Below are 25,395 nucleotides of genomic sequence, written 5' to 3' on the forward strand. Positions count from 1 at the left end.
CGAGCGCAGGCCCCGGCGGCACGGTGCGCATCCAGGCCGAGGGCTACACCGCCGACGGCAAGCGCAAGCGGGGCAAGAAGAAGAAGCGCGACCGGGTGGACCAGGGCGCCGTGCAGTCCAACGTGCAGCGCGTCATGGCCGAGCTGAAGGGCGGCAAGGGCAAGCGCCGCCGGCGCGGCCAGCGCGAGACCGCCGACGAGCGCGCCGAGCGAGAGCTGCAGGAGGAGATCGCCCTCGAGGTCGAGGCCAAGACCATCAAGGTCAACGAGTTCCTCACCATCGCCGAGCTGTCGGAGCTGATCGACGAGTCGCCGACCAACATCGTGGGCAGCGCGTTCCGCAACCTCGGCCTGATGGTCACCATCAACCAGCGGCTGGACTTCGACCAGATCGAGCTGCTGCTGGAGGAGTTCGGCTACCGCGCCGTACAGGAGGACGCCTACGGCGCCGACCTCGCGCAGCTCGAAGAAGAGCCGGACGCCGAGGAGGATCTGAAGCCGCGGCCCCCGGTGGTCACCGTCATGGGCCACGTCGACCACGGCAAGACCCGCCTGCTGGACTACATCCGCAAGGCCAACGTGGTCGCGGGCGAGGCCGGCGGTATCACCCAGCACATCGGCGCCTACGCGGTGCAGGTAGGCGACGAGCGCGCCATCACCTTCCTCGACACCCCCGGCCACGCCGCGTTCACCGCAATGCGCGCGCGCGGCGCCGAGGTCACCGACGTGGTGATCCTGGTGGTGGCGGCGGACGACTCCGTGATGCCGCAAACCATAGAGGCGATCAGCCACGCCAAGAACGCCGGCGTGCCGCTCATCGTCGCCATCAACAAGGTCGACCTGCCCACCGCCGACGCGAACCGCGTGCGCCAGCAGCTCCTGGAGCACGAGGTCGTCGTGGAGTCGTTCGGCGGCGAGGTGTTGGACGCCGAAGTCAGCGCGCTCAAGGGCGAGGGCGTGGACGCGCTGCTGGAGAAGGTGCTGCTGCAGGCGGAGCTGCTGGAGCTCAAGGCCAACCCCGACCGCGAGGCCCGGGGCGTCGTGATCGAGTCGCAGCTCGACGTGGGCAAGGGCGCCGTGGCCACCGTGCTGGTCACCAACGGCACCCTGCGCGTGGGCGACTCGTTCGTGTGCGGCACCCTGGACGGCCGCGTGCGCGCGCTGCTGGACGAGCGCGGCAACCCCGTCGAGGAGGCCGGGCCGGCGATCCCGGTGCAGGTGCTGGGGCTGCCCGGCGTGCCGGAATCGGGCGACGCGTTCATGGTGATGGACGCCACCGAGGCCGCCGACATCGCGCAGCGACGCAGCCGCCTGGAGCGCGAGAAGAAGCTGCGCGTGAAGAGCGGCGTGAAGCTCACCGACATCGGCCGTATGCTCGCCCAGGGCCAGACCGCGCAGCTCAACGTCGTCATCAAGGGCGACGTGCACGGCTCCGTGCAGGCGCTGTCCGATTCTCTGGAGCAGCTCTCGACCGACGAGGTCCAGGTCGACGTGATCCACCGCGGCGTGGGCGGTATCTCCGAATCCGACGTGCTGCTCGCGTCCACGTCGGGCGCGATCGTGATCGGCTTCCACGTGCGCCCCGATTCGGGCGCGCGCTCGGTGGCCGAGCGCGAGGACGTGGACATCCGCCTCTACGACATCATCTACGAGGCGGTGGGCGACGTTCGCTCCGCGCTGGAGGGCATGCTCGCGCCGGACGAGAAGGAGGTCATCCTGGGCTCCGCCGAGGTCCGCCAGCTCTTCAAGGTGCCGCGCTTCGGCACCGTCGCCGGCAGCTACGTGACCGACGGCGTGATCGAGCGCAGCGCCCGCGTGCGCCTCATCAGGGAGTCGGTCGCGATCTACGAAGGCGAGCTCGGCTCGCTCAGGCGCTTCAAGGACGACGCGCGCGAGGTGCGCGAGGGCTTCGAGTGCGGCATGAGCATCGAGGGCTACAACGACATCAAGGTCGGCGATACGATCGAGGCGTTCCGCATCGAGCAGATCGTGCGGACGCTGGAGGACTCGGCCGCGGCGGCAGAGGCCAGCCGCGCCTAGGCCGGCCGCCCGGACGACCATGGCCACGGCCCGTGCGACCCGGGGTCGCGGCCCGGCCCACGCGCCCGCGGCCTGATGGTCGTGGGCGTGCTCGTTTGGGAGCTGGAGGTCGTCGGCGCCCGTTCTCTCAAGGACAAGCGGCGCGTGGTGAAGAGCCTGACCGAGCGCATGCGCAACCGCTTCAACGCGGGCGTCGCGGAGACCGCCCACCAGGACGTGTGGCAGCGCGCGCAACTGTCCGCGTGCGTGGTGTCGAACGACCGCGGACACGCCGACAGCATGCTCGACGCCATCGACCGCTTCGTGGCGAACGACGGACGCGCGCGCATCCTGGATACGCGCCGCACGCTCTACTGACGCGCCCGGGGCGCCCGAACCCAGGACCAGACGCAGCACCATGAGCCGCCGCCTGACCCGCCTGAACGAGCAGATCAAGCGCGAGATCGCCGAGATCGTGCGCTACGAGGTGGCCGACCCACGCGTGGGGCCCATCACCGTGACCGGCGTGGAGGTCGCGCCCGACCTGATGACCGCGCGCGTTTTCGTGCTGCTCATGGCGAGCGACGAGGACGTCGCCGGTTCGCTGGAGGGCCTGGCCGCGGCGGCGCCGTTCATCCGCTCGCAGTTGGCTGACCGGCTGGAGCTGCGGCGCACCCCCAGCCTGCGCTTCTTCGTCGACAACTCCATCGCCCAGGGGTCGCGCATCGAGCGGCTCTTGGCCGAGGTGGAGCCCGCGCGCGGCTGGGAGGCCGAGGACGACGTCGACGAGGGCGCCGGCTCTTCCCCGGCCGGACCGGGCGACCCCGACGCCGACTCGCCGCTTGGGGCGTAGCCGGCGGGGGCCCAGCTCCGGGCTCGTGGGCGTCCTGCCCGTGGACAAGCCGGCCGGGCCCACCTCCCACGACGTGGTGGACGCGGCGCGCGTTGCGCTGGGCGAGCGGCGGATCGGCCACACGGGCACGCTCGACCCCTTCGCCTCCGGCCTCCTGCTCCTGTGCGTGGGTCCGGCCACGCGGCTCGCCGAGTACATTACCGGGTTGCCCAAGACCTACCGCGCGACCGCCCGTCTGGGCACCGCGACCGACACGCTGGACGTGGACGGCAAGGTCACCGGCACCTCCGAGGAGTGGCGCTCGCTGGATCCCGGGGCCGTGCGCGAGGCTTTCGAAGCGCACGTGGGCGAGCGCGAGCAGCGGCCGCCGGCGTTCAGCGCCAAGAAGGTGGGCGGCGAACGCCTGTACGAGAAGGCGCGGCGCGGCGAGGAGGTGGAGGCGGCTCCGGTCCGGGTCACCATCCACGCGCTTTCCGTCGACGACGTGAGGCTGCCCGACGTGGACTTCACGCTGACCTGCTCGAGCGGCACCTACGTGCGCGCCGTGGCGCGCGACGTGGGCGAGGCGTTGGGGGTGGGGGCGCACCTCACCGCGCTGCGGCGTACGGCGATCGGCCCGCACACGGTCGAGGGAGCGCCGACGGTGGACGAGCTGGCCGACGCGGAGCGCGCGCGCGGCGCCCTGATGACCCCGCTGGACGCGCTCGCGCACCTGCCGCGCGTGGAGCTGGACGAGGACGCCGCGCACGACATCGCGTACGGCCGCGTTGTGGCGGTGGCAGCCGACGAGGCGCCGCTGGTAGCGCTCGCTCGGCGGGGCGAGCTGCTTGCCGTCGCCGAGGTGGAGGCCGGGCTGGCGCGCCCGCGCAAGGTGCTGCGTGCGGTCTGAGGGGGGCGCGGTCGTCACCGTGGGCGCCTTCGACGGCATCCACGTCGGGCACCGCGCGCTCATCGCCGCGACCGTGGAGGAGGCCAGGCGCCGCCGGCTGCCGGCGGTGGTCGTGACCTTTGCGACCCACCCCGCCGCCGTGCTGCGGCCCGAGCGCGCACCCGCGCTGCTGACCACGCGCGAGGAGAAGCTCGAGGCGATCGCCTCGCTGGGCGCCGACCGCGTCGTGTTCGTGCCGTTCAGCCGCGCCGTCGCCGATCTCACCGCGCGCGAGTTCGTGAGCCACGTGCTGGTCGATCGGCTGGACACGCGCCACCTGATCATCGGCCACGACCACGCGCTGGGCCGCGACCGCGTGGGCGACGCCGCGATGCTGCGCGAGCTGGGCGCCGAGTTGGGCTTCGACGTGACCGTGGTGGAGCCCGTGCGCGCGTCCGGCGGCCGCGTCTCCTCCTCGCGCATCCGCGAGGCGCTCGCCGCGGGCGAGGTGCGCGCCGCCCAAACGCTACTGGGTCGGCCGTACTGGCTGACCGGGGAGGTGGTGCGCGGGGAGGGCAGGGGACGCGAGCTGGGCGTCCCCACCGCGAACATGGGGATAGACGCCGGCAAGCTCCTGCCGGCCGCGGGCATCTACGCGGTCCGCGTGTGGGACGGAGGCCCGCACGACGGAGTCCTGCACGTGGGCCCCCGCCCCGTGTTCGACGACGCGCGCACGAGCGTGGAAGTGCACCTGCTAGGCTTCAGCGGCGACCTCTACGGCCGGCGCCTGCGCCTGGAGCTCATCGACCGCGTGCGCGGGGTACGCGACTTCGATTCGGTCGACGATCTGGTCGCCGCCATGCACCAGGACGTGTTGGACGCGAAGGCGGCGCTGGAGCGCGCCTCGCTTGTGCGCGAGGGCCCTCCCGCGGAATATTGAACGCCTTGTTCGATCGGTTCCCGCCGACCGACCTCGATTCGCGTCACACCGCCGGCGCCACGCGCCGGTTCGTCCCGGCTCCGCCACTCTGGGTGGACGGGAGGCCAACTGGGGTGGGGGAAGTGCTGCCGGAATAGCGGTTTGATAGGGAGGTGACGTTCATGTCCTCCTCCTCCGACGCACGAACTCGAGTCGCCGCCGACCCGCTCGCGGGCCTGGACGAGGCACACCTGCGCACGCTCATCGGCCTGTCGCAGGAGTTCAACGCCACGCTCGACCTCGAAGATCTGCTGCCGCGCATCCTGGCCCCCGTGCTGGAGTTGCTCGGGGCGGAGATGGGGTCGATCTGGGCGCTGGACGGCGAGACCCTCCGCTGCCTCATGTCGGCGGGCGAGATCGGCCCGGCGCTGGTGGGCATCGAGCTCCCACTCGGTGCGGGCCTCGTCGGCGACGCGGCGCTGAACCGACGCCCCGTGCTGGTCACCGACGCCTCGGAGGATCCCCGCTACCTGCCGCAGCTCGACGACGCCACCGGCTTCGCCACGGGGTCGGCCATGGCGGTCCCGCTGGAGGTCCGCGGCGAACTGGTCGGGGGGCTCACCGTGGCCAACCGCCGCGGCGACGGTGACCTGTTCGAGGACCGGCACCTCGCGTTCCTCACCGCGCTCGGGGACGACGCGGCGGCGGCGCTCCGCAACGCCCGCATGCTCGAGGCCGAGAGGCGCGCGCGCGACCTGCACGCCCTGCTGGACTTCAGCCACCAGGTAGCCGGAACCTTCGACCTGGACCGGATCCGCCTGTCGATCGTGAACCTCGGCGGCGAGGCGATCCCCTACGAGCGCTGCGTGCTCGGCGTGTGGAGCGGCGAGCGGTTGCAGGTCGCGGCGATCTCGGGCGAGCCGACCGTGGACCGGAGGGCAGTCGCCGTCAAGGAGCTCGAGACCTTCCTCGAATGGGTCGGCGAGCGGGGCGAGGACCTCCGCGTACCCGACGTCGCCGACCCGGCCGAAGCGTCGGCCACGCGGTTGCGCGAGCGCTTCGGGGAGTACCTGGAACGAAACGAGGTGCGGGGCCTGCTGTCCCTGGCGATCGGCGACGCCGAGGGCAGGCTCGGCGTCCTCCTCTTCGAGTTCGCCGAACCGCGGGCGTTCACCGAGTGGCACGAGGAGGCAGCCGGGTTGCTCGCGGCGAGCGCGACGCTGGCTCTTCGCAACGCCCAGCTCTACGCCGGCGTGCCCTTCATCTCCTTCCTCGAACCGCTCGGGCGCAAGCGCCGCGAGCTCGCCAGGCTGCCGCGCGCGACGCTCCTCAAGTACGGCGCCATCGCCGCGGTCATCCTGATCGCGCTGACCGTGATCCGTCTGCCGGTGCGGGTCGCCGCCCGGGAGGCCACGGTGCGAGCCGTGCTCCAGGGGCCCGCGCGCGCGCAGGTCGGCGGCGTCATCGACCGGGTCGTCGCCGAGGAAGGCGAGACGGTGGCCCCCGGCGATCCCATCGTCTTCCTGCGCAGCGAGGACCGGCAGCGGGACCTCCTGACCGCCGAGGGCGATCTGGCGGTCGCGCGTCGCCAGGCCCTGGCCGCCGAGGCCGGGAACGACGCGCTCGGCGCGTCGCTCGCCAGGGTGCGCGCCACGGAGGCCAGCCAGACCCTGGCGGTGCTGCGGCGCCAGGAAGAGTGGAGCACCGTGCGCGCGTCCAACGGGGGGATCGTGCTGACTCCGCGCATGAACGAGCGCGTCGGCGTCCGCGTCGCCGTCGGGGAGCCGGTCGCCTGGGTCGGGGACCCCGACTGGATGGAGGCGGAGCTCGAGATAAACCAGGCCGACATAGCCCTGGTCGACCTGGACGACAGGGTGCGGCTGCGGGTCGGGGCCTATCCCTCGGTCACCTACGAGGGAACGGTCACCGCGGTCGCGCCGCGCGTGGACCCGCTCGCGGAGGCCGGCACCTTCACCGTGCGCGCCGTCCTGGACAACCGCGCCGGTCTCCTGCGCCCGGGCATGGATGCGCGCGCCAAGGTGCTTACCGAATCCCGCCCGCTATGGGTGGTGCTCTTCCGCCGTCCGTGGCGGGGAGCTCGCATGGGACTCTGGTGGTGGCTACCCCTATGATGAAATCACGCCGTTGGGCGGTGCTGCTGGCGACCCTCTGGATGCCCGGGTGCGGCACCCAGGTGGAGGCGGACGAAGATGCGGTCGACGCGGTGGTCGCGGCCGCGGCGCTCTCGTCCGTCGACGCCGAGGCCGGCTACGTTGGGCCCCTCGAAGGGGCCCCGTCGCCCGAGATGGGGCCGCCCGAGGACGCCACGGGCAGCCTGTACACGGTGCTGTACTCGGAGCGCGACGCCGAGATCCGCGCGCGCCGGGACGGACACGTCCGCAACGTGGGCGCCGAGATCGGCGACCGCGTCGGCACGGGACAGCGGCTGGCGCTGCTGGAGAGCGACGAGGAGGAGGCCGCCGTGGCCTCCGCCAAGGCGGCGGTGGAGTACGCGCGCCTCCAGGAGGAGAGAACCCGCGCTCTCGCCGAGGACGACCTGACCACGCGCGCGGAGCTGGAGGCGGCAACCTACGGTCTGCGCGCCGCCGAGGCCGCGCTGCAGGACGCGATCGCGAAGCTCCAGCGAACGCGCGTCCGGGCTCCCTTCGGCGGGGTCGTCACGCGCCGGTTCGTGCGGCTCGGGTCGTACGTGGAGGAGGGCGACCCGCTGTTCCGCGTGACCGTGCTCCGACCCCTGCGGGCGCTGGTCCGAGTGCCCGAGGCCGTGGCCGTCTCCATCGAGCCCGGGCTGGCGCTGGTGCTGGAGGCCGTCGACGGAACGCGGGTGGGCGGCAGCGTCGCGCGCGTGGCGCCCGCGGTAGACCCGGCGAGCGGGACCGTCGACGTGCTCCTGGACGTCCCCGACCCCGGTACGCTCCGTCCCGGCTCCTCGGTGCGCGTGCTTCCGACGCCGCGATGACGCACGAGCGTCCCCGCATGCAGCCCGGGCTCACGTACGTCGAGCAGACGTCCGAGGGTAAGACGTCGTTCGTCGTCAAGGACCCGGTCAAGCTGCGCTACTTCCGCTTCGGCGACGTGGAGGCGTGGCTCATGCGCCGCATGGACGGGACGCGCACGCTGGAACAGATCGCTACCGAGCTCGGCTCCGAGAAGGGCATCGACGCGGGGGCGTCCGCGCTCGCTCCTTTTGTTGCTCGGCTTAAGGAGATGGGCCTCGCGCAGCGCACGGCGGGAGAACGGCGGGCCGTGCTCGCCGAGGCGCTCCGCCGGGAGCGGCGCATGAAGCTGTCGGGCCACGGCGACACGCTCCTGCGCATGCGCTTTTCGATGGGCGACCCCGACGCCTTGTTCGACCGCTGGGTGGACCGCCTGGCGTTCTTCTACAGTCCGGCGTTCCTGGCGATCTCGGTCGTGACGTTCACGGTGTACGTGCTCGTCGTGGCGACGCACTGGGCCGAGTTCTCAGCGGGGGTCCTCGCCATGTACGACCCCTCCTTCTACTCCCCCGGCACTATCGTCGTCCTCTACGGTGCGGTCGCACTCATCATCCTCATCCACGAGCTGGGTCACGGGCTCACGTGCAAGCGCTTCGGCGGCGAGGTGCACGAGATGGGGGCGATGCTGTTCTACTTCTCGCCCTCCTTCTACTGCAACGTCAACGACGCCTGGACCTTCGAGTCGCGTTCCGAGCGGCTCTGGGTGACGTTCGCGGGGGGTTGGATCCAACTCGTGGTTGCGGGCCTGGCCGCCGTAGTCTGGATCCTGACCCAGCCCGGCACCCTCGCCAACCAGGTCGCGTTCCTGTCGCTGCTGTTCGCCGGCGGCATCGTCCTGCTCCTGAACTTCAACCCGCTGATCCCGCTCGACGGCTACTACGCGCTCATGGACTGGCTGGAGATCCCGAACCTCCGGCCGCGAGCCTTCGGCTACCTGTCGGCGTGGCTGAAGAGCCGCGTCCTGCGCATGGACGTGCAGGTGCCGGCGGCGACGGACCGTGAGCGGCGGGTGTTCCTCGCGTACGGAATCCTGTCGGTCGTCTACATGACGGTTTTGCTGACCTCGATCGGGCTGCTGTTCGGACGATTCCTCGTGCGCCAATGGGGCGGGTGGGGCTGGGCGACGCTGGCAGGGGGTGTCTGGTTCGGGGGACGCAGGCCGCTCGGAGCGATGTTCCGCGTGGGGCGCGTATGGGTGCGGAATCACCTCGCCAACCCCACCGTGCGGCGCTGGCTGGCGGGATCCACGGCCGTGATCGTGGTTCTGATCGCCGTAGCGTTCGTGGCGCCGTGGACGATTCACGCGCGCGGCCAGGCGCTGGTCGAGCCGACCGTCAGGACCTGGCTGCGGGCCCCCGAAGCGGCTCGCGTCGACGCCGTCCTGGCGCGGGAGGGCCAGCACGTACGGCGCGGGCAGCCGGTCGTCAGGATGCGCGCGGACGGGCTGGACGTATCTCTCGCGACCGCGCGCGCCAGCGTGGGGGCGCTCGAGCGCGAAGTGGCCGCCGCTCGCGGCAGCACGCGCAGGCTTCGCGCGGCCGAGTTGGCTCTGGAGAGCCGGCGTCGGGATCTCGCGGTGCTGGAGGACCGTGCCGCCAGGCTCACGCTGGCGGCCCCGTTCGACGCCGTGGTCGTGACGCCCCACACGGACATGCTGCGGGGCGCCGGCGCAGAGCGCGGGGAGGAGCTGATCGAGCTGTGGGCGCCCATTCCGATCCGACTCCGGATCCTGCTGGATCAGCGGGACGTGGCGGACGTGGAGGCGGGGGACCCCGTAGTCGTCCGCTTCGCGTCGTGGCCGGGCGCCGACTTTCAGGGAGTGGTCGCGAGCGTGCGCGCGGCGAGCGCCCGCGGCACGGTGGAGGTGCTGGCCACGCTGGCCGACCCCGACCGCGTGCTCCGCCCCGGGCTGCACGGGCTGGCCAAGATCGAGGCGCGGCGCGTCACCGTCGCGCAAGCGGCCGTGCGTTCCGCGCGCCGCATGATCCGGGTGGATTGGCTCCTGTGAGCACCGCGCAAAGCTTGTCGGTGCGGCGGGGCCTGAACGGGTATCTGCACGCGAACCCCGAGGCGCGGGAGACCCTCGGCCGGATCGCGATCGCGCGCGCCTATCCGAAGGGCAACGTGCTTTTCTGCCACGGCGACGCGTGCACGGCGCTCGGTCTGGTGGAGTCTGGCCGGGTCAAGGTCGCGTTGATGAACGACGACGGGCGCGAAGTAGCCCTGGAGATAGTGAGGGAAGGACACCTGCTGGGGATCGACGCGCTGTTCACGGGGCGGGTGTACGTGGGCACCGCGATCACACTCTGCGACTCCCGCGTCGCGCGCATTCCCGCCGACGCTTTCCTCGGCTGGCTGGCGGAGTTTCCGGGGGCGTCGCGGGCGCTGCTGGGCGAGCTCGCGGCGGAGGTCCGGCACGCGTACGAAAAGATCGGCGAAATCGCCCTGCTTCCCGTGAAGCGTCGCCTGCTCATGGCCCTTCTGGAGATCGCGCGCTCCGAAGGCGAGGAGTGCCGGTCCGGGCAGGTGGAGTTCGTCCGGCCCACCCACAAGGAGTTGGCCGAGCTCGTCGGATCCACCCGGGTGGTCATCTCGCGCATGATGAAGGAGCTCATGGAGGAGGAAGGGATGCTGGCGGAGTACGGCAACGTGATCCGGGTCCACCTGGAGGACCTCGTCCTGGACGATTTCGGCTGATCACGAGCCTCTACGGGCCCGAGAATGGGTGTAACCCACGTCACATCGAACGCGTACCCCAGGCGATTTCGCGCCCAGCCCGGGATCCACATCTTGAACGAGCCGATGGAGAAAGGCAGATCGGCTCGGCGCCTTCGGGGCGCCGCTGAAAACCCCCAGCAGGGAGTCGACGATGGAGAAGCACAACGAGCCCGTACGGATCGAGTTGACGGAAGAGCAGCGCAACAAGATTCGCCAGGCGACCGGCAAGGACGCCAACGCTATCGAGTTCTCCGCCGAAGAGCTCGAAGAGCGCGTGGCCCCGATCAAGCTGCCGGGCACGGGCGCCTGATCGTCGCCCACGCGGCCGGCTGACGCCGGCCGGCCACACCTCCGAGCCCCGCGGTGGAGCCAGGCCGCGGGGCTCGGCGTTTTTCATCCAACTTCCGTTACGGTACACTAGTAGGCGGCGACCTCCACGTCGGTCCGTGAGAAGTCGTCGCCTTTGAACAGGAGCGGCTGCCGCATGGCCATGGCAACGCCGTATGACAGGCAGTCGCCGTAGTTCAGCACTCCCGGGTCGCCCACACCCTTACCGAAGCGCGCGTACGCTCGCCGCGCGTGCCGAGCTCCCTCCTCCGTCAGCGGGACCACCTCGACGTCCAGGCGCATGAGCCACGCGTCCAGCGCCACGTCCGCCTCGGGTCCCTTTCGCGCCAGTAGGACAGCCGATGTCTCCACCAATGTTGGTGCGCCAACGAGGCGGATCGGCGCAGAAGCGATCGCCTGCGCCAGGCGGCGGGAGTCGGCTTCGCCGAGAAGCAAGGCCACGAGCGCAGAGGAATCCAGGACCATCTGCGATCAGGACGGGATCCCGAAGGTATCGTATCCGAGTATCTCCTCGGCGGTCCTGGTATCTCGGTCCGGAAGTCCGGCGAGGAATCGCTGGATTTCCTCGATTGCGGCCAGTAGGTCCGGATCGGGACTCGCTCGGTCCAGAGACGCGAGGCGCAGGCGCAGCGCCTCCGTGACCGCGCGCGTGAGCGTCTCCCCGGTACGATTCGCCAACTCGCGGGCAAGCCGATGCGTCTCGGGGTTCTTAATGTTCATACTCATGGTAGAAAAGATTCTACCATTCTACCTTCGCGTCAAGGTTGCGCGAGAACGCGAACTCAAGGGCCGACTACGATCCTGCGTCTCCGGCGCCGATGTTACGCACGTTCAAGACTCCCTCCCTCGCTTCGCGCATCTAGAATCCTTCCTCTGCAAGGGAGCACCTCACGATGCGCGTCCCCCATTCCAAGACGACCCTGTCGGCGGCGATGGCCGTATCGCTCGCCTTCGTCGTCAACTCGTGCGCGGCGGCTGTGACCCCCGCGCAGCAACCGGCGGCACCGTCGACCGAGACCGTGGACGAGAGCCGGCTCCGCCAGCACGTGGAGTTCCTCGCGTCCGACGAGCTCGGGAGCCGACACTCCTTCGATCCGGGGAGCAGGATCGCCGCGCGCTATCTGGCCGAGGCTCTGCGTTCGTACGGCTACCGCGGGGGGGCGCCGGACGGTTCGTTCCTGCAGCCGATTCCGCTCGACTCGGGTTCGGTGGATGGGGCGAACGCGTACCTGGCGTTAGGCGCGCCGGACGGCGCAAGGAGGCTGCCGTTCGTCGAGGCGTACATGCTGGAGACGCCCGCGACCGTCCCGGAGCGACTCGAGGCTGATCTGGTCTTCGTGGGCTACGGGATCTCGGCGCCGGAGCACGGCCACGACGATTTCGCGGAGGTAGACGTCGCGGGCACGATCGCCGTGGCGGTAAAGGGACGGCCCGCGGCACTGGAGAACACCGAGCTGCCCCGCGGAGCGGAGGGAAACGCGGCCCTGGCCAGCCGCGGCGCGCTGGGGCTCATCGTCATCTCGGAGGGACTGCTCTCCTCCTACGAGCGCTTCACACATGGGGCCCTCGACCGACGCATCATGCGGATCCCGAACACGACGCCCGAGCCCGCTTTCCAGGTGATCCAGGCCGGGCCGCCGCTCGTAGAGGCGCTGTCGGCGATCCTCGGAATCGAAAAGAGTGCACTCGCCTCACCCGGCGGACGCGTGTTCACGCCCCGACGCCTGAGCGAGCGGATCAGGGTCGAGACCCCTCTGCGCATGGTCCGGCGCGCGGGAGCGTACAACGTGATCGGTATCCTGGACGGGCAGGAGGGCGGCGACTTCGTCGGGCTCACCGCCCACTACGACCATCTGCCGCGGTGGGCCGATGGCACCGTGAACAACGGCGCCGACGACAACGCGTCGGGTACCGCGGCGGTGCTGGAAGCGGCGCGCGTTGTTGCCGCCGCCGGCGCGCCCGAGCGTTCGGCGCTCGTGATATTCTTCGGCGCGGAGGAGCTGGACCTGAGCGGCTCCGAGTACCTGACCCGGTTTGCACCGCCGATGCCCATCGAAAGAATCCGAGCGGTCCTCAACGCCGACATGGTGGGCCGCAGTCGCACCCCGGCCGACACCGCGCGCGTGTTCCCAGAGCTTTCGGCCCCGGGCGAAGTGTACGCGCTCACCGCCGACCCTCCGACGTCACCCCTCCGCACGGCGCTCGCGGCCGCGGCCCGCAAGCACGGCCTGGCGCTCGACTTCACCTTCGGGTCCAGGAGCTTCGTCTTCAGGTGGTCGGATCACTACAGCTTCCACAAACGGGGAGTCCCGGTCCTGTATCTGTACACGGGCCACCACCAACAGTACCATGAGCCGACGGACGATCCGGACATGTTGGACTGGGACAAGCTGGCCCGGATCGCTGCGCTCATCGCCGAAACCGGTCACACGCTTCTCAACCCCAGGGAGTAGTGACCGGGTCGCGGCACGGCGCCCGCGGCGAGGGACGACCCGGCTAGCCGGCCGCGCGCGGCCCGGGCGTACGGTCGATCTTTGGAGGTGTTGCTGGTGGCGCGAGAACTGGGGTGCGATTCGGGCTTCGGCCGTACCGTTCGGCGGCGGGTGGCCGGCTCGATATCGCTGTTCGAGTCGGAGTTTCCGCCCGACACCGAGATCCCCTCGCACTATCACCCGGACGCGACCATCTGCCTCGTGCTGGAGGGCGGCTACCACGAGCGCTTCCCAGGCACGTCGTTTCTTTGCGGTCCCGGCACGCTCGTGGTGAAGGTGGCCGGAGAGGTCCACACCGATCTCTTCACGCGGGACGGGGCACGCTGCTTCAGCGTGAGCCTTTCCGGCGCGACCCTCGAGCACTGGGTGACCGTTGCGGATGCACCCGATTTGTCGCCCTCACGCCAGTGCGCCCCCAGCCGCTTCGCGTTCGAGCTCTACGGCCGATTTCGCGCCGGCGCGGCTGACCTCGCGGCAGAGGCGGAGGAGCTGACACTGGCCCTTCTGGATGACCTCGCGGACCGGTCGTCTGTATCCTCGACGGGTCGCCCACCACTCTGGCTCGGCAGCGTCCGGGAAAGGGTGCACGAGGAGTTCACTTCGGTGCCGGCGCTGGAGGAGTTGGCGCGAAGCGCGGGCGTACACCGCGTTCATCTCGCGCGAGAATTCCGTCGTCATTTCGGTTGCACCGTCGGTCAGTACGCCCGGCGCCGCCGCCTCGAGTTCGCCTGCACGCGGTTGCGCGCCGGTGAGGTGGATCTGAGCTGCACCGCGATCGCGGCGGGATACGCGGATCAGGCCCACATGACGCGCGACTTCCGGCGCGGCCTGCGCATGACCCCGGGCCAGTTCCGAAGCCGCTTCCGCTGGACGGGTTGACGACCGCCGCTCAGCAGAAACCTTGGCGGGCTGCTTCGTCGGCCCCAGATTCAGAAGACCCTCCTCGACTTCACGATCCCTCCCCGGTTTCGACGCACCCACACGCAGAAAGGCGTAGCCATGCGAGTCTGGACCCCAGGTTCTTCCGTCGCCCTCCTAGCGCTCCTTGGATCATCCTGCGCCGGCGGCGGCGCGGCGATCGGCGTCGAGGCCCCACCTGCCCCCGAGGAGGAAGTGGTCGAGGAGGGCGTGATCGCCCCCGAGGCGCTCGCCGCCGCCGAGGAGCTGATCGCGGTGCTGAACATCGAAGAGACCCTGGCGGTCACCACCGAGGCCATGCTCGAGGGCATGATCGCCGGCAACCCCGCGCTGGCGGAATTCCGCGACGTCTTCCTGGAGTTCTTCGCCGAGTTCATGGCCTGGGACCTTCTGAAGGACGACTACGCCTCCATTTACGCCGAGATCTACACCGTCGATGAGATGCGCGAGCTCGCCGACTTCTACCAGACCCCGCTCGGCCAGCGCCTCCAGGAAACCATGCCCCAGTTGGCGGTCAGAGGGTCGCAGATCGGCGAGGCCGCAGTGCAGCCGCACCTGCCGGAGCTGGAGCGCCGGATCATGGCGGCTGCGATGGAGGCGGAGGCCGAGCCGGTGCAGTAGGGGGTGGGAGGCGGTTCATCAGCGGTGCGATCGCGGCGTCGTGCAGGGACCGAAGAGGAAATCGTGCGCGTGAGCGGATAACACAGGGCGAAAATCAGCCCTCGCGGACGCTATGTCGACCTCTTGGTACGATCGGCCCCGATTATGGTACGATCGGTCCTCCCTCCGAGCGGTTTCTGCCGGATAGATAAGTAGGTGGAGCGAAGAAGGGCGGCGCCCGCACGCGCGCGTCGTCCGGTCCACCTGCACCGAAGGAGCCGTCCCGTGGCTACCCGGTTCGCGCTGGTCCTGCTGGTCTCGTTGTTCTCCCTCGCACGCGCGATGCTGACAGAAGAGGCGCCCGCCTCGGAGTCGATCGTTGTGGCCAATGAACTGGGCCTCGAAGGGCCGGTCGCCGAACCAGCGGCGAACATTTCGGTGACGCCCGACCAGGAGCCGATCACGGTGGACGGTGGCTCGACGGGTACGGTGACGTTCGAGATGTTCGTTGTCGCGCCGACGACAGCGGCCTTCTACGACGTGACCTGCACGCCTACGGGTCAGATCACCGCGTGCGTTCCCGACATCACGGAGATCGACGGCTTCCTGCTCCCTCAGCCAGAGGCGGTTGCGACCATTACAGTTACCTACACGGCCGGCGGCGCTGGTACGGGCGAGATCAAGCTGCGGATCAAGGAGCAGGGCTGCCTTAAGGGCTGCGATCAGGACTGGGGCTCCTACGATGTCACGGTCACGGGCGCGCCCGTGCCGCCGCCCGAGGCCCCGCTCTCCGCCGACATCGGGATGAACCCAGGGGACTTGCACGCGCGCAGCGCCTGCGTAACGACCGACGCGGGGCCTGCAGCCGCGTTCCAGTGCGGCGAGCTGCTGGCAGTCCACGCGATGCCTGCGTACCGGACACTCGGCCGCGACCACACGCTCTCGCTCGTCTACAACAGCGGAACGGCCACGCCCTACCCGATCGTTATGGCCAACGTCTGGCGGGACTCGGTCGCGGAGCCTGACAGCTTCAGGGTCGAACTCAGCGTAGGCCAGGCCACCCATGCCCACTCCTATCCCGGAGACGAGTTGCCCGATTTGGGCACGGTCAAGCGCGTCGCCGTGGGGTTCGATGCGGAGGCGGCCGGCCTCGAAACGGGCGTGTACGAGTACGACCTGACAATTCGGGCGTACTTCGGAGCGGTACCCAAGTCCACGCCGCTGCCGACGTCCGAGCTGATCGTCGTGAACCGGCGAGACAGCCCATACGGTGCGGGCTGGGCCGTGGCGGGGATCGCCCAGCTGCATCCCAACCAACCGAACAACGGGCTGCTCCTTGTCGGGGCGGACGGGAGCGCGGCGTATTACAAGAACCCGGTCGGCCAGACGAACATCTGGATCGCGCCGCAAGGTGCCTACCGGGACACGATCCAGCAGGGGAGTATCCAGAACCCGCAGCCCGACGGTTCCGGGCCCTTCCTCGGATATGAGCGCCGGTTGCTCGACGGCACGAGGGTCTACTTCGACACGGACGGCCGGCAGCGCTGGGTAACCGACCGCGTCGGCAACGCCGTCGAGTACACCTACGTGGGGACAACGGGCTACAAACTGGACCAGATCCGGATCTCGCCCTGGGAGTCGAACAAGCGCTATGCGTTCGCCTATGACGCGGCTGGCAACCTCGACTACGTCAACGACCCGATCGTGCGGCAGCTGAACGCAACCGTGAACGCGAGCGGCGACCTGGTCGACTTCCTCGACCCAGGTTTCGCGAGCGATAAGGAGGTTACCTTCGACTACGACAACCACCGGATCGTGGGCCGGACGAGCCGCCGCGGGCAGGTGGCACGCTACGCATATCACGGCCCGACGCCGCTGCTCTTCAAGGACACGCTGCCGGGTCTACCGCTTTGGGTCACGAGCTTCAGGCCGCTCGCGAGCCGCGGGCTCGCGCTCAGTGCGAGCGGGAACACCGCGGCGGCCGACACGGTAATCGAGATAGATGGCCCGCGGACCGACAGCGCGGATGTCGCGATATTCTACACAAACCGGCTAGGCGCGGTCACGAACATCGTCGATCCCTACGGCAACACGTCCACAGTCACCTATAGGGCAGACGCTCCGCTGCTGCCCGAACGTATCGTTACCCCGGACAACGCGGTCCGCGAGATCCGCTACGACAGCCGTATGCGCTTGATCACTACTGTGGACGTGACCCACAGTGCAGGGACCGACTCGGTTATCTACAACTACGAGGATCCGAACGCACCGGCGGCGCCGAGCGAGATCAGCTTGCCACTGACATCATCGACGAGAATCCTCCAGAGCTACAAGTATAATCCCGACGGCACGCTGGCCGAGGTCATCCTCGGCGAGGACACAGTAAGCCGGACCGCACTTACCTATGCGTCCCATGGCCGGGTCGAAACGGTTACCCAGCACGACGTGCCGACATGGAATCCTACGACTCAGGCGAGCAGTCTCCTCGACCAAGTCACTTCGCTCGCTTACGCCGACACGACGCTCAACGTTGAAGCGGTCACGTTCGACGGTCGCACCACAACCTATCAGCACGACAACTCCGGGAACGTTACCCAATATACTGCGCCGGGGAATCGGATTAGCCGATTCTTCTACAACCAGATGGGCTGGCAGGACTCTGCGGCAACGGTTGTCAACGCGAATCAGCTGCTCACGACCCGGTTCGGCTACGACGACGACGGAAATAGAACGTCGCTGACTGACCCGAACAACGTCACTCGCACGTGGACGTACCACCCGCGCGGCCTGCAAGAGACGATGACGGACGAGTTCGGTAATGTCGAACGCTACTTCACGGACGAGGCCAACAACCTCGCCAAGACGATCGACCGTCAGGGCGACTCGGTCTGGACTGTGTATGATCGTATGAACCGGCCCCGGACGGTGCGGATAGGCGCGGTGACGATCGACAACTCGACCGAACTCAACGAGGTCTACAAGGATGCAATCTCGACCCTGCTGGCGGATATCATCACGATCGGGCAGGTGCTCATCCCAGAGGACACAGCGCGGTTCACCTACGATGAGATGGGTCGCGCGATTCGGATCGAGAATCACGCCGCGATCATAACGCGCAACTTTAACAATGAGGGCGCAATCTCCTTCGACTCTACCTACCTGAAGTTCGGCAGCAATCCGGGGAAGGGGCTGCGTTACACGTATCACAGAAGTGGCGCTCGGAAGACCCTCGAGACCGAGTGGAGAACTTACACCTACGGGTACGACCCAGACGACGGAGCGCTTGCGTCGATCACGTATCCGGCTACAACACTCCCTGGCGCCAACTGGTCGTGGTCCGGGGGGACAGTCAATTTCACGTGGGATAACGTCGGTCGACCGGACAGCTTGCATCTGCCTAGCAGCTCGTGGGTAAAACACCGATACGACTCCGGTGGTCGGCTGTCGGAGCTTCGGGCTGAGAGTCCGACGCGGACAATCGCTGACAACACGTACACTTATGCTCCGACCGACGATCTGACGGCGGTCGACGAGATGAGACAGCTGGTGGCGGGGGGTGCGCCCGACAGCGTTCTTAGTGACTGGCAATACGACGACGCCGGGCGCTCCACCTTCTACGAGGCACACCCCGATAACGGCGGAGCTACGATCGATCATGCCGAATTTCGGTACGACGCAAACGGCAACAGGGAATGGGAGCGCAAGTTCCCGGGCAGTCAGGGCGACTCGATCATAAACGTGCTCGTCACCGGATCGAATCGCCTGGCGAGTCGGAGCTTCTACGACCTCGGAACGGTTTCACGGCAGAAGCTCTATCGGTATGACCACAACGGGAACCAGATCAGAGAGCACTGGGAGTGGGTCGACAAGTGGGTAGCGGACGACTTCTACTACGATCCTGCCGGCCGTTTGATCATCCACCAGCCAACGAGCAACGGGTCCACGCCCGCGTGCGTCAGCGAGGGGTTTGGCGGACTCCCTGGCTGCTCGAGCTCCCCCACGTTCACGGCAACCAAGCAAACCACGGTCTACTATTACGACGGACTAGGGAGACGAGTTGGCTGGACCAAGAGTGGTACGGTCGACTGGACCTTCTACGATGGCGACAACGTGATCGATTTCGTCGGCATCGAGTATCTACAGGGCCCGGGAGTGGACAACCCACTCGTGGCGTTCCTTCAGTACAACCGAACGTGCGCTGGTAGTACGTCGGCCGAGTACATTACGACGGGCGGCCGGCTTGTCGGCTACCAGAGCACGACGTCGGGGTTCGACTGCAAGGAAAACGAAATCGGAGATGAGTGGTCCAGGTTCGGTCAGCAAGCGGGTGCCATCGAGGCCAGTCGAGACTTCAAGCTGTCCCGTTCTACCCAGGCAGACGCACCGGCTATCTCGTACTTCCGAAGCCGGTACTACGACGCCTTCTCCGGACGTTTCCTCCAGGAGGATCCCATCGGCTACGCCGGTGGTACTAATCCATACGTTTACGCGGGCAATGCCCCCGCACGCTTTTTGGACGCATTCGGCCTTTGTCTGCAAAGTGTCAGCAATGATGGATGTATGGATTTGTCGCCAAAGGCGGATACCTTGGATAACGTGGAAGGGGATCACTTTAGTACCGAGGTTCCAGAGCGAGGTGAAAGAAAGGTCTGTGTAGATAAGAGTGTTGCGGGTGACGTACAGGAGATTTATGATGCCGCAATTGAGGCTGGACTCCCTGTGTTTTTCAACAACGCGTATCGCGATCGGTTGACGGCTGGAACAGGTGGCCGGCCCTCTGCTGGCAGTAGAAGTCGGCATCTCGCAGGTTTCGCGTTCGATATCAACAGCGCCCAACTCACGGCCGCGCAGCTAGGGGACTTTGTTGAGATCGCTAAGAGCAAAGGTTTCAAGCCCGTCAAGAACGACGTGGGTCACTTTCAGGCCGACCCACTGAGTGCGTATGATTCTTTCGAAGCTGCTGTAAAAGAGGCGCAACGTAGCTACACAGCGGGGGAGTGTGTTGATGACCAGGTTGAGGGCGTTCGGGGCAATTGACCACTTGCGATTGGGGTTGGCGGCTAGTGCCGCACTTGGAGGCCTAGCTAGTGCCTGCGCTCGGCCGGCGAACGAGGAGTGTCGTCACCTGAGTGCTGCTGGCACTTGGCAGTTGGAGTTGGAGGCTGACTCAGAGGGGCACTATGTTGTGGGCATCGTGTCGCTTGGTTCCACCGACCGAGTGGAATTGACGCGGGTGAGTGCAGATGGGGCGCGCGAGCCTCTAGACTTTCCTGTAGATGGGCTCAGAATCAGCGGAGACTCTGTCTCATTTCGGTTCGCGCCAATCGGTTACTCGTTGAAGGGGACTTGCGTAGCTCCAGACTCGGTTGTCGGCCGGTTCTCTGTGCCGCAGCCGCCTTTCGAAGATATCGAGGGAGATTTCACAATGACCCGACAACGCTGACGCCACGGCAAGTGACGGAGGGCACACGGGTTGGGGCGACACCTCAGGACGTGAGCCCTCCCCCAATTTAGGTCCCGTTTTTCGGCTGACAGTTTTGGCGTTTCGATCTCTTTTCGCATATTGGCGAACTCGGCAGGTGCCAGGCCTCCGACGCTACTATGGAGCCGGGCGTGATTATGGGCGATGTGCTAGCTCTCCACGGTCCGCTGCGCGTCGGCCAGGGTCAAGCAACGAGTGCTGGTTCAGGCTGGAGTTGCCCCGCTTTCGTGGACGGTTTAGGTCTGCGATTTCAAGCGGCATTTGAGTTCGTCTGAGCATACCTCCTTACGTAGTCGGCGGGCGAGAGGTAGCCGAGGGCCGAATGTCTCCGCCGCGGGTTGTAGAAGCCCTCGATGAAGTCGAAGATGGCCATCCTGGCCTCGGCCTGCGTCCGGAAGCGGCGGCGCTCGAGGAGCTCGCACTCGAGCGTGGCGAAGAAGCTCTCACACAGGGCGTTGTCGTAGGCGTCGCCGACCGAGCCCATCGAGGGCCTGACGCCTGCCTGCTTGCAGCGCAGCCCGAAGGCAATGGAAGTGTACTGCGTGCCCTGGTCGGAATGGTGTATGACTCCATTCGGACGGCATCGGACACCTCCTCCTCCGCAGTCTTGAGGTGTCCACAAAACCGGGGCAACTCCAATCCTGCCGACCTGGACGAGGGCAGACGCGTGGCCGGGACGAAGACGTGCCGAATCTGTGGTCGCCTCTTAAAACAGTGTGGAGTCGTTGCGCGCCGCGATGGCGGCGCGGGGCATGCTGCTCGTCCGCGCGGACGAAGGCGAGGCTGTACGCGGCGGCAGCCGGAGAAGCGCCGTGGACGTTCTCCGCGGACTGGCGACTTTGCTAGAGGCTGGCGTGCCGCTGCCGAGAGCCCTCGACGAGGCCGAGTCAGGGTCGACCGGACCCAACCGCGCGGCGTTGGCCCAGATCCGCGCCGGGATCGAACGGGGCGACTCGTTCGCGGGGGCGCTCGCGGCGATACCGGGCTGGGCCACGGGATTCGAGATCGCGCTGATCCAGGCCGGGGAGCGGAGCGGAGATCTGGCCGGCGCGATAGGCCGCGTCGCCGATCAAGCCGAACGAGAGCGCGAACTGAAGTCCACCCTCGCGACCGCCGCCATCTATCCCGCCGTCCTCGCGGTCGTGGGCGGCCTGTCGGTGCTCGTCATGTTGCTGTTCGTCGTGCCGCGCTTCGCCGACCTCTTCGGGGGCGCAGGCGCGACGCTGCCCGCGTCCACCGCGCTCCTGCTGTCACTCTCTGCGTTCCCGGGTGACCACGCGTTCGCGCTGGTTCTCGGCCTCGTGGGAGTCACCATTGGAGTCGCGGCCATAGGCGGCTCAGTCGGGGGGCGGGAACTCGCATCCCGGGTGGTGCTAGCCGCGCCAGGGTTATCGCGCATTCGGCGAACCCAGCTCGGGGCACGCTACGCGCGCCTGGCGGGGACGCTGCTGGCGGGTGGTGCGCCGATCGGGGCCGCGCTACGACACGTGGCCGAGTCGTTCGGCGATCCGACAGCGCGGCGGGAGGCCGAGCGGGTGGCGGAGGCCGTCCGCGAGGGGTCGACGCTGACGTCCGCGCTGGCGGGCAGCTCGGTTTTCGCGGGTACGATCGCGCGCATGGCCGCGCTCGGCGAGGAGACGGGTCGTTTGGCGACCCTGCTGGAGCGCGCGGCCGACAGCCAGGAGAGCGCGCTGAGGCGAGACTTGGACCGCCTCACAAAGCTCTTTGAGCCGGCCATGACGGTCTTCTTCGGCCTGGTGATCGGGCTCATCGCCGTGGCCCTCCTTCAAGCGGTCTACGGGGTCAATGCGGGCGCCTTCGGCTAGCGGATTCTCGCTGCTCGAGTTGATCGTCGTGCTCGCGATTTCGGCGATGCTCGCCGCGGTGAGCGTGCCAGCACTGGAGTCCGTCCTTTCCGCGCCAGACCAAGACAGCGCAGACGTGATCCTGCGCCGAGCAGAGCACGCGGCGCGCCGCCGCGGCGTTGACCTGGTGCTTGCGACCAATTCGGAGCGGGAAACCTACCTCCTGGTGGACGCCGCGACCGGGGATACGGTCGGCTCCGGGACGTGGCCCGGTGGCTCGGAAGACCTGGCCCCTGAGGCCGACGGCGGCCCCTGGAGAATCACGCCCCTCGGGCAGGTCGTCAGCGCCACGCAACGGCCCCTCGGCCGTAGCGAGGACCGATGACTCGCCAGCGTACGCGCGCCGGGTTCTCCCTCCTGGAGGCGACCGTCGCGATGGCGATCATCGGAATCGTCAGCGTGGCCGGCCTCGGCGCGGTGGCGCGGCAGGGTAGGGCGGCGCTGGCGGCGGAAGAGCATATCCTCTCGACGGCAGCGGCCGAACTCGCATACGCCGATCTTCGGATACGCGTTTGGGCAGGCGACGTCCGGCCAGGTCAGGACGTCGCGATAGAGTTGCAGGCGAGGGACACATTGCGGTGGTCAGGGTTCACCGCGCACGGGAGCGTGGGTCTCACCGATGGGCGGGGCTTGGCTGCGGCCGTCGTCGTCGTCCAAAGGCCAGGCGGTGAACGGCGCGTGGAAGGGATACTGCGCTTGGCGGCCGCGCCATGAGGCCCCGCGCGAAGCCGAAGGGCAGCCTCTCCCGGGGCTTCACGCTCGTGGAGCTCGTCGTAGCCGCGACTGTCGCAGGGATCGCGCTCACGGGTGGCGCGGCCGCGCTCCGCGTCGCGGCGGACTCGCGCGCCAGAACGTCTCACCGCCTCGACTCAATCGAACAGGAGGCGATTCGCCGGCGCGTGCTCGTCGATCTCTTGACTGGCGCGCTCCGGGGCACCCCCGCGGTCCCACACACGTTCCACGGTACCGACGCCCGCAAGGGGGCGCTGCCCGACGATCAGATCCGCTTCGACGTTGCGGCGGCCGAGCCCTACACGAGCGTAGAGACGGCCGTGCGGCTGTTCATCGACCGAAACGACTCGACCCCCGAAACGGGTTTGGTCGCTGAGCTGGCCACCCGACCGGAGGTGGAGCCCCTCCGGATTTCGATCGCTCCTTCCGCGATCAGCCTGGACGTAGAGTACCTGCCGCCGGATCCTCGCGCCGGCGTCTGGCTGCGTGGCTGGATCAGCACGGTTCAGTTACCGGGGGCCGCGCGGCTGACCATCGAGGCGAAGGAGAGCGATGAGACGCCGCTTCTCGGGCTGCCGGTCCTGGTGGCGCTGGGGCCGGCGACGTGACCGGCGCCGACCGCTCGGGGTTCGCGCTGATCGGCGCGCTGTGGTTGGTGGTCGCGATCGCCGTGGTGTCGGCGAACGCATGGTGGCGCTTCGAGGCGGGCAGCCTTCTGGCGCAGAACCTGGGCGAAGCGCCTGAGGCCCGGCTCGTGGCCGAAGCGGGGCTGGCCGCCGCCCACACTGCCCTCCAAGGCCGCCTCGAACGCCAGGATCTGACCGTCGATGGCCGGCGCCTCGTGGATCCATGGAGTGATGTGAGCGGCCGAACGGACTCCTCCGCCGTCGGCACCGGCGGACGGCTCGTCACGACCGTCAGCGAGCTGGACGCGCTGCTTCCCCTGAACCTCGTCGACGAGCGCGAGCTGACTGACTTCCTCACGACCGCCGGCGCGGACGGCTCGACGGCGCAGACCATCGCCCAGTCCGTCATGGATTGGCGCGACAGCGACGACCTGTACCGGGCCCGCGGGGCGGAGCGGGCTTGGTATCGCTCGCGCGGGTCTACCGTTCTGCCGGCGAACGGACCCTTCGGCGACGTGACCGAGCTCCGGCACGTGCGCGGCGTGAGCGCGGATATCTACGCCGTGATCGCGCCGATGATCGCCGTCACGGGCGACGGACGCGTCAACCTGAACGCGGCTCCCGCCGCGGTGATGGCGGCGCTGCCCGGCCTGAGCCCGTCGGCGGCGAGGCGGATCGAGACGCTGCGTGGATCCGGGCGGCGCTTCTTTAGTGTTTACGATGTCGCCCTCAGGCTGCCGAAAGCCGAGCGCGAGTCGATCGAAGCGCGACTTCCAGCGCTCGTCGCCCGCACGACGTTCGAGACCGAGCGCGTGTTGGTGGAGTCGCGCGGCCGGACGGCTGGGGGCCGGATCACCCACACGGCGCTTGCCCTGTTCGAGCGCCAGGGTGGCACCGCTTACAGGACCTGGGTTCGTCATGCGCGGTAGGCCGCCGCACCTGGGCGTCGCGCTGAGCGGAGATCGGGTTCTCTCGGCGCTGGTAACCGCTAGGGGCCACCCGCTGCTGTGTCCGCTCACCCGAAGCGCCCGACTGCCCGAGTGGGGCGGGGAGGAGGACTGGCCCGCGCTGGCCGATTACTTCGGAGGCCTCGGATCGGTCTCCTACCGCAAGGGTCCGGTCCCGCTGCCTGTCACGGTCGCCCTGTGCCCGCCGCTCTGCGACTGGCGACTGCTCCGACTGCCGCGCCTTGGCCAAACCGAGACCCACGCGCTGCTCGAGGCGCACGCCGCCCGCTACTTCCTGAACGCACCCGATCGCGTCGCCGTTTCGATCGGGGGATTGGCCCCGATGCATCCCGACTGGGCGGACGACCTGGCTCCGCCGCGGCTCTGCGCCGTAGTCGACGGGCGCTTGCTGGCCGTGATCCGGCGAGCAGCGCAGGACGCCGGCCTGGCCATCCCCGATGTCGTTCCGGCCGCTTCCGCCTGGGCGGCGGCAATCAAGAGCGGCCGGGGCGGAATGAGTATGGTCATCGCCGGCAACGAGAGGGCCGGGCGTCGGGACGTCGTGTGGGCACGCCGGGGGCGCGTCATGAGGCTGCGCGCCTGGCCTGTGCGCGCGCGGACCGGTGCCGTGGTCCGGCCACGGGACGCGGTGGTGCAGCTTCCCTCCGGCGTCGCCGACGACGTGCTGCTCTTGGCCGCTACGGGCACGTCGCGGCGTCCGCACGGGGCTCTCCTCACTGGGTCGATGATCGTCCGGCGTCGCCGCGCTCGATCCCGCGCACGGATCGGCGCCATCGCGGCGGGACTTCTGCTCCTCCTCGGTTCCGCCGCGATCCACCACGCGGGCCTTGGGCGGCAGCTCAAAGGCATCCGCGCCGACCGGGCTTCGATCTCGGAGCACGTCCAGCTCGCGCTCGAGATCCGCGCCGAGCGCGAGGCCGCGCTTGCGACCGCGGCGACGCTCGACTCGCTGGACGGCGTGCCCAGGCTGG

General features: G+C 68.6%; 22 protein-coding genes and 1 pseudogene. 20 read left to right on the forward strand and 3 right to left on the reverse strand.

The genetic code is table 11. The features are described from left to right. The 10 genes from infB to ABFS34_09870 form a co-directional block, all read left to right on the forward strand. Nucleotides 1-2,039 (forward strand): translation initiation factor IF-2 (infB, locus tag ABFS34_09825; protein MEN8375735.1); only part of this gene is annotated, 2,039 nt, incomplete at its 5' end. A 75-nt stretch (nt 2,040-2,114) separates the two neighbouring features. Continuing rightward, the gene (locus ABFS34_09830; GenBank protein ID MEN8375736.1) at nt 2,115-2,396 is read left to right on the forward strand and encodes a DUF503 domain-containing protein; all 282 of its coding nucleotides are present in this window, start codon (nt 2,115-2,117) and stop codon (nt 2,394-2,396) included. A 40-nt stretch (nt 2,397-2,436) separates the two neighbouring features. After that, a complete protein-coding gene (rbfA, locus tag ABFS34_09835; protein ID MEN8375737.1) occupies nt 2,437-2,871 on the forward strand; it encodes a 30S ribosome-binding factor RbfA in 435 nt (144 codons plus the stop codon). Between the two features lie 40 nt (nt 2,872-2,911). Next, nucleotides 2,912-3,760 carry a tRNA pseudouridine(55) synthase TruB gene (gene truB, locus ABFS34_09840; protein ID MEN8375738.1) on the forward strand — a complete coding sequence of 283 codons (849 nt, stop codon included), beginning with the start codon at nt 2,912-2,914 and terminating at the stop codon, nt 3,758-3,760. Continuing rightward, nucleotides 3,750-4,679 carry a bifunctional riboflavin kinase/FAD synthetase gene (locus ABFS34_09845; protein MEN8375739.1) on the forward strand — a complete coding sequence of 310 codons (930 nt, stop codon included), beginning with the start codon at nt 3,750-3,752 and terminating at the stop codon, nt 4,677-4,679. The genes truB and ABFS34_09845 overlap by 11 nt, the downstream gene beginning before the upstream one ends. Nucleotides 4,680-4,840: 161 nt before the next feature. Continuing rightward, entirely contained in the window at nt 4,841-6,790 is a 1,950-nt protein-coding gene (locus ABFS34_09850) for a GAF domain-containing protein (GenBank protein MEN8375740.1), read from the forward strand. Then, on the forward strand, nt 6,787-7,638 hold the full coding sequence (locus ABFS34_09855) for an efflux RND transporter periplasmic adaptor subunit (protein ID MEN8375741.1): 852 nt from the start codon (nt 6,787-6,789) through the stop codon (nt 7,636-7,638). Before ABFS34_09850 ends, ABFS34_09855 begins: the two co-directional genes overlap by 4 nt. After that, nucleotides 7,635-9,683 (forward strand): HlyD family efflux transporter periplasmic adaptor subunit, encoded by a 2,049-nt coding sequence (locus ABFS34_09860; protein MEN8375742.1) that lies wholly within the window; start codon nt 7,635-7,637, stop codon nt 9,681-9,683. Before ABFS34_09855 ends, ABFS34_09860 begins: the two co-directional genes overlap by 4 nt. After that, nucleotides 9,680-10,372, forward strand: a complete 693-nt coding sequence (locus ABFS34_09865) for a Crp/Fnr family transcriptional regulator (protein ID MEN8375743.1) — start codon at nt 9,680-9,682, stop codon at nt 10,370-10,372. The genes ABFS34_09860 and ABFS34_09865 overlap by 4 nt, the downstream gene beginning before the upstream one ends. A 172-nt stretch (nt 10,373-10,544) precedes the next feature. After that, on the forward strand, nt 10,545-10,703 hold the full coding sequence (locus ABFS34_09870) for a hypothetical protein (protein ID MEN8375744.1): 159 nt from the start codon (nt 10,545-10,547) through the stop codon (nt 10,701-10,703). Between the two features lie 107 nt (nt 10,704-10,810). Here ABFS34_09870 and ABFS34_09875 read toward each other — a convergent pair whose 3' ends face one another. Then, nucleotides 10,811-11,206, reverse strand: a complete 396-nt coding sequence (locus ABFS34_09875) for a type II toxin-antitoxin system VapC family toxin (GenBank protein ID MEN8375745.1) — start codon at nt 11,204-11,206, stop codon at nt 10,811-10,813. Between the two features lie 6 nt (nt 11,207-11,212). Further along, entirely contained in the window at nt 11,213-11,467 is a 255-nt protein-coding gene (locus ABFS34_09880) for a type II toxin-antitoxin system VapB family antitoxin (protein ID MEN8375746.1), read from the reverse strand. Nucleotides 11,468-11,634: 167 nt separating this feature from the next. Here ABFS34_09880 and ABFS34_09885 point away from each other — a divergent pair, with 167 nt between their 5' ends. The 4 genes from ABFS34_09885 (at nt 11,635) to ABFS34_09900 (ending at nt 19,788) form a co-directional block, all read left to right on the forward strand. Beyond that, complete coding sequence (locus tag ABFS34_09885) at nt 11,635-13,194, forward strand: M20/M25/M40 family metallo-hydrolase (GenBank protein MEN8375747.1); 1,560 nt, start codon at nt 11,635-11,637, stop codon at nt 13,192-13,194. A gap of 96 nt (nt 13,195-13,290) precedes the next feature. Next, nucleotides 13,291-14,112: an AraC family transcriptional regulator gene (locus tag ABFS34_09890; GenBank protein ID MEN8375748.1), complete on the forward strand. Its 822-nt coding sequence runs from the start codon at nt 13,291-13,293 to the stop codon at nt 14,110-14,112. 120 nt (nt 14,113-14,232) lie between these two features. After that, the gene (locus tag ABFS34_09895; protein ID MEN8375749.1) at nt 14,233-14,772 is read left to right on the forward strand and encodes a DUF2059 domain-containing protein; all 540 of its coding nucleotides are present in this window, start codon (nt 14,233-14,235) and stop codon (nt 14,770-14,772) included. Between the two features lie 264 nt (nt 14,773-15,036). Continuing rightward, complete coding sequence (locus ABFS34_09900; GenBank protein ID MEN8375750.1) at nt 15,037-19,788, forward strand: RHS repeat-associated core domain-containing protein; 4,752 nt, start codon at nt 15,037-15,039, stop codon at nt 19,786-19,788. Between the two features lie 695 nt (nt 19,789-20,483). On the opposite strand, the pseudogene ABFS34_09905 reads toward ABFS34_09900, so the two are convergent. Continuing rightward, nucleotides 20,484-20,801: pseudogene (locus ABFS34_09905) on the reverse strand (integrase core domain-containing protein). Between the two features lie 244 nt (nt 20,802-21,045). Between ABFS34_09905 and ABFS34_09910 the strand changes: the two are divergent. The 6 genes from ABFS34_09910 to ABFS34_09935 all read left to right on the forward strand — a co-directional run. After that, nucleotides 21,046-22,059 carry a type II secretion system F family protein gene (locus ABFS34_09910; GenBank protein MEN8375751.1) on the forward strand — a complete coding sequence of 338 codons (1,014 nt, stop codon included), beginning with the start codon at nt 21,046-21,048 and terminating at the stop codon, nt 22,057-22,059. Further along, the gene (locus ABFS34_09915; GenBank protein ID MEN8375752.1) at nt 22,040-22,423 is read left to right on the forward strand and encodes a prepilin-type N-terminal cleavage/methylation domain-containing protein; all 384 of its coding nucleotides are present in this window, start codon (nt 22,040-22,042) and stop codon (nt 22,421-22,423) included. The genes ABFS34_09910 and ABFS34_09915 overlap by 20 nt, the downstream gene beginning before the upstream one ends. Then, nucleotides 22,420-22,812 carry a type II secretion system protein gene (locus ABFS34_09920; protein ID MEN8375753.1) on the forward strand — a complete coding sequence of 131 codons (393 nt, stop codon included), beginning with the start codon at nt 22,420-22,422 and terminating at the stop codon, nt 22,810-22,812. The genes ABFS34_09915 and ABFS34_09920 overlap by 4 nt, the downstream gene beginning before the upstream one ends. After that, the gene (locus ABFS34_09925; GenBank protein ID MEN8375754.1) at nt 22,809-23,438 is read left to right on the forward strand and encodes a prepilin-type N-terminal cleavage/methylation domain-containing protein; all 630 of its coding nucleotides are present in this window, start codon (nt 22,809-22,811) and stop codon (nt 23,436-23,438) included. The genes ABFS34_09920 and ABFS34_09925 overlap by 4 nt, the downstream gene beginning before the upstream one ends. Beyond that, nucleotides 23,435-24,385: a hypothetical protein gene (locus ABFS34_09930; GenBank protein ID MEN8375755.1), complete on the forward strand. Its 951-nt coding sequence runs from the start codon at nt 23,435-23,437 to the stop codon at nt 24,383-24,385. Before ABFS34_09925 ends, ABFS34_09930 begins: the two co-directional genes overlap by 4 nt. Beyond that, a partial coding sequence (locus ABFS34_09935; protein MEN8375756.1) for a hypothetical protein occupies nt 24,375-25,395 on the forward strand: 1,021 nt, incomplete at its 3' end. The genes ABFS34_09930 and ABFS34_09935, both read left to right, overlap by 11 nt.

Source organism: Gemmatimonadota bacterium, from assembly GCA_039715185.1.
In the GTDB taxonomy this organism is placed as follows: domain Bacteria; phylum Gemmatimonadota; class Gemmatimonadetes; order Longimicrobiales; family RSA9; genus DATHRK01.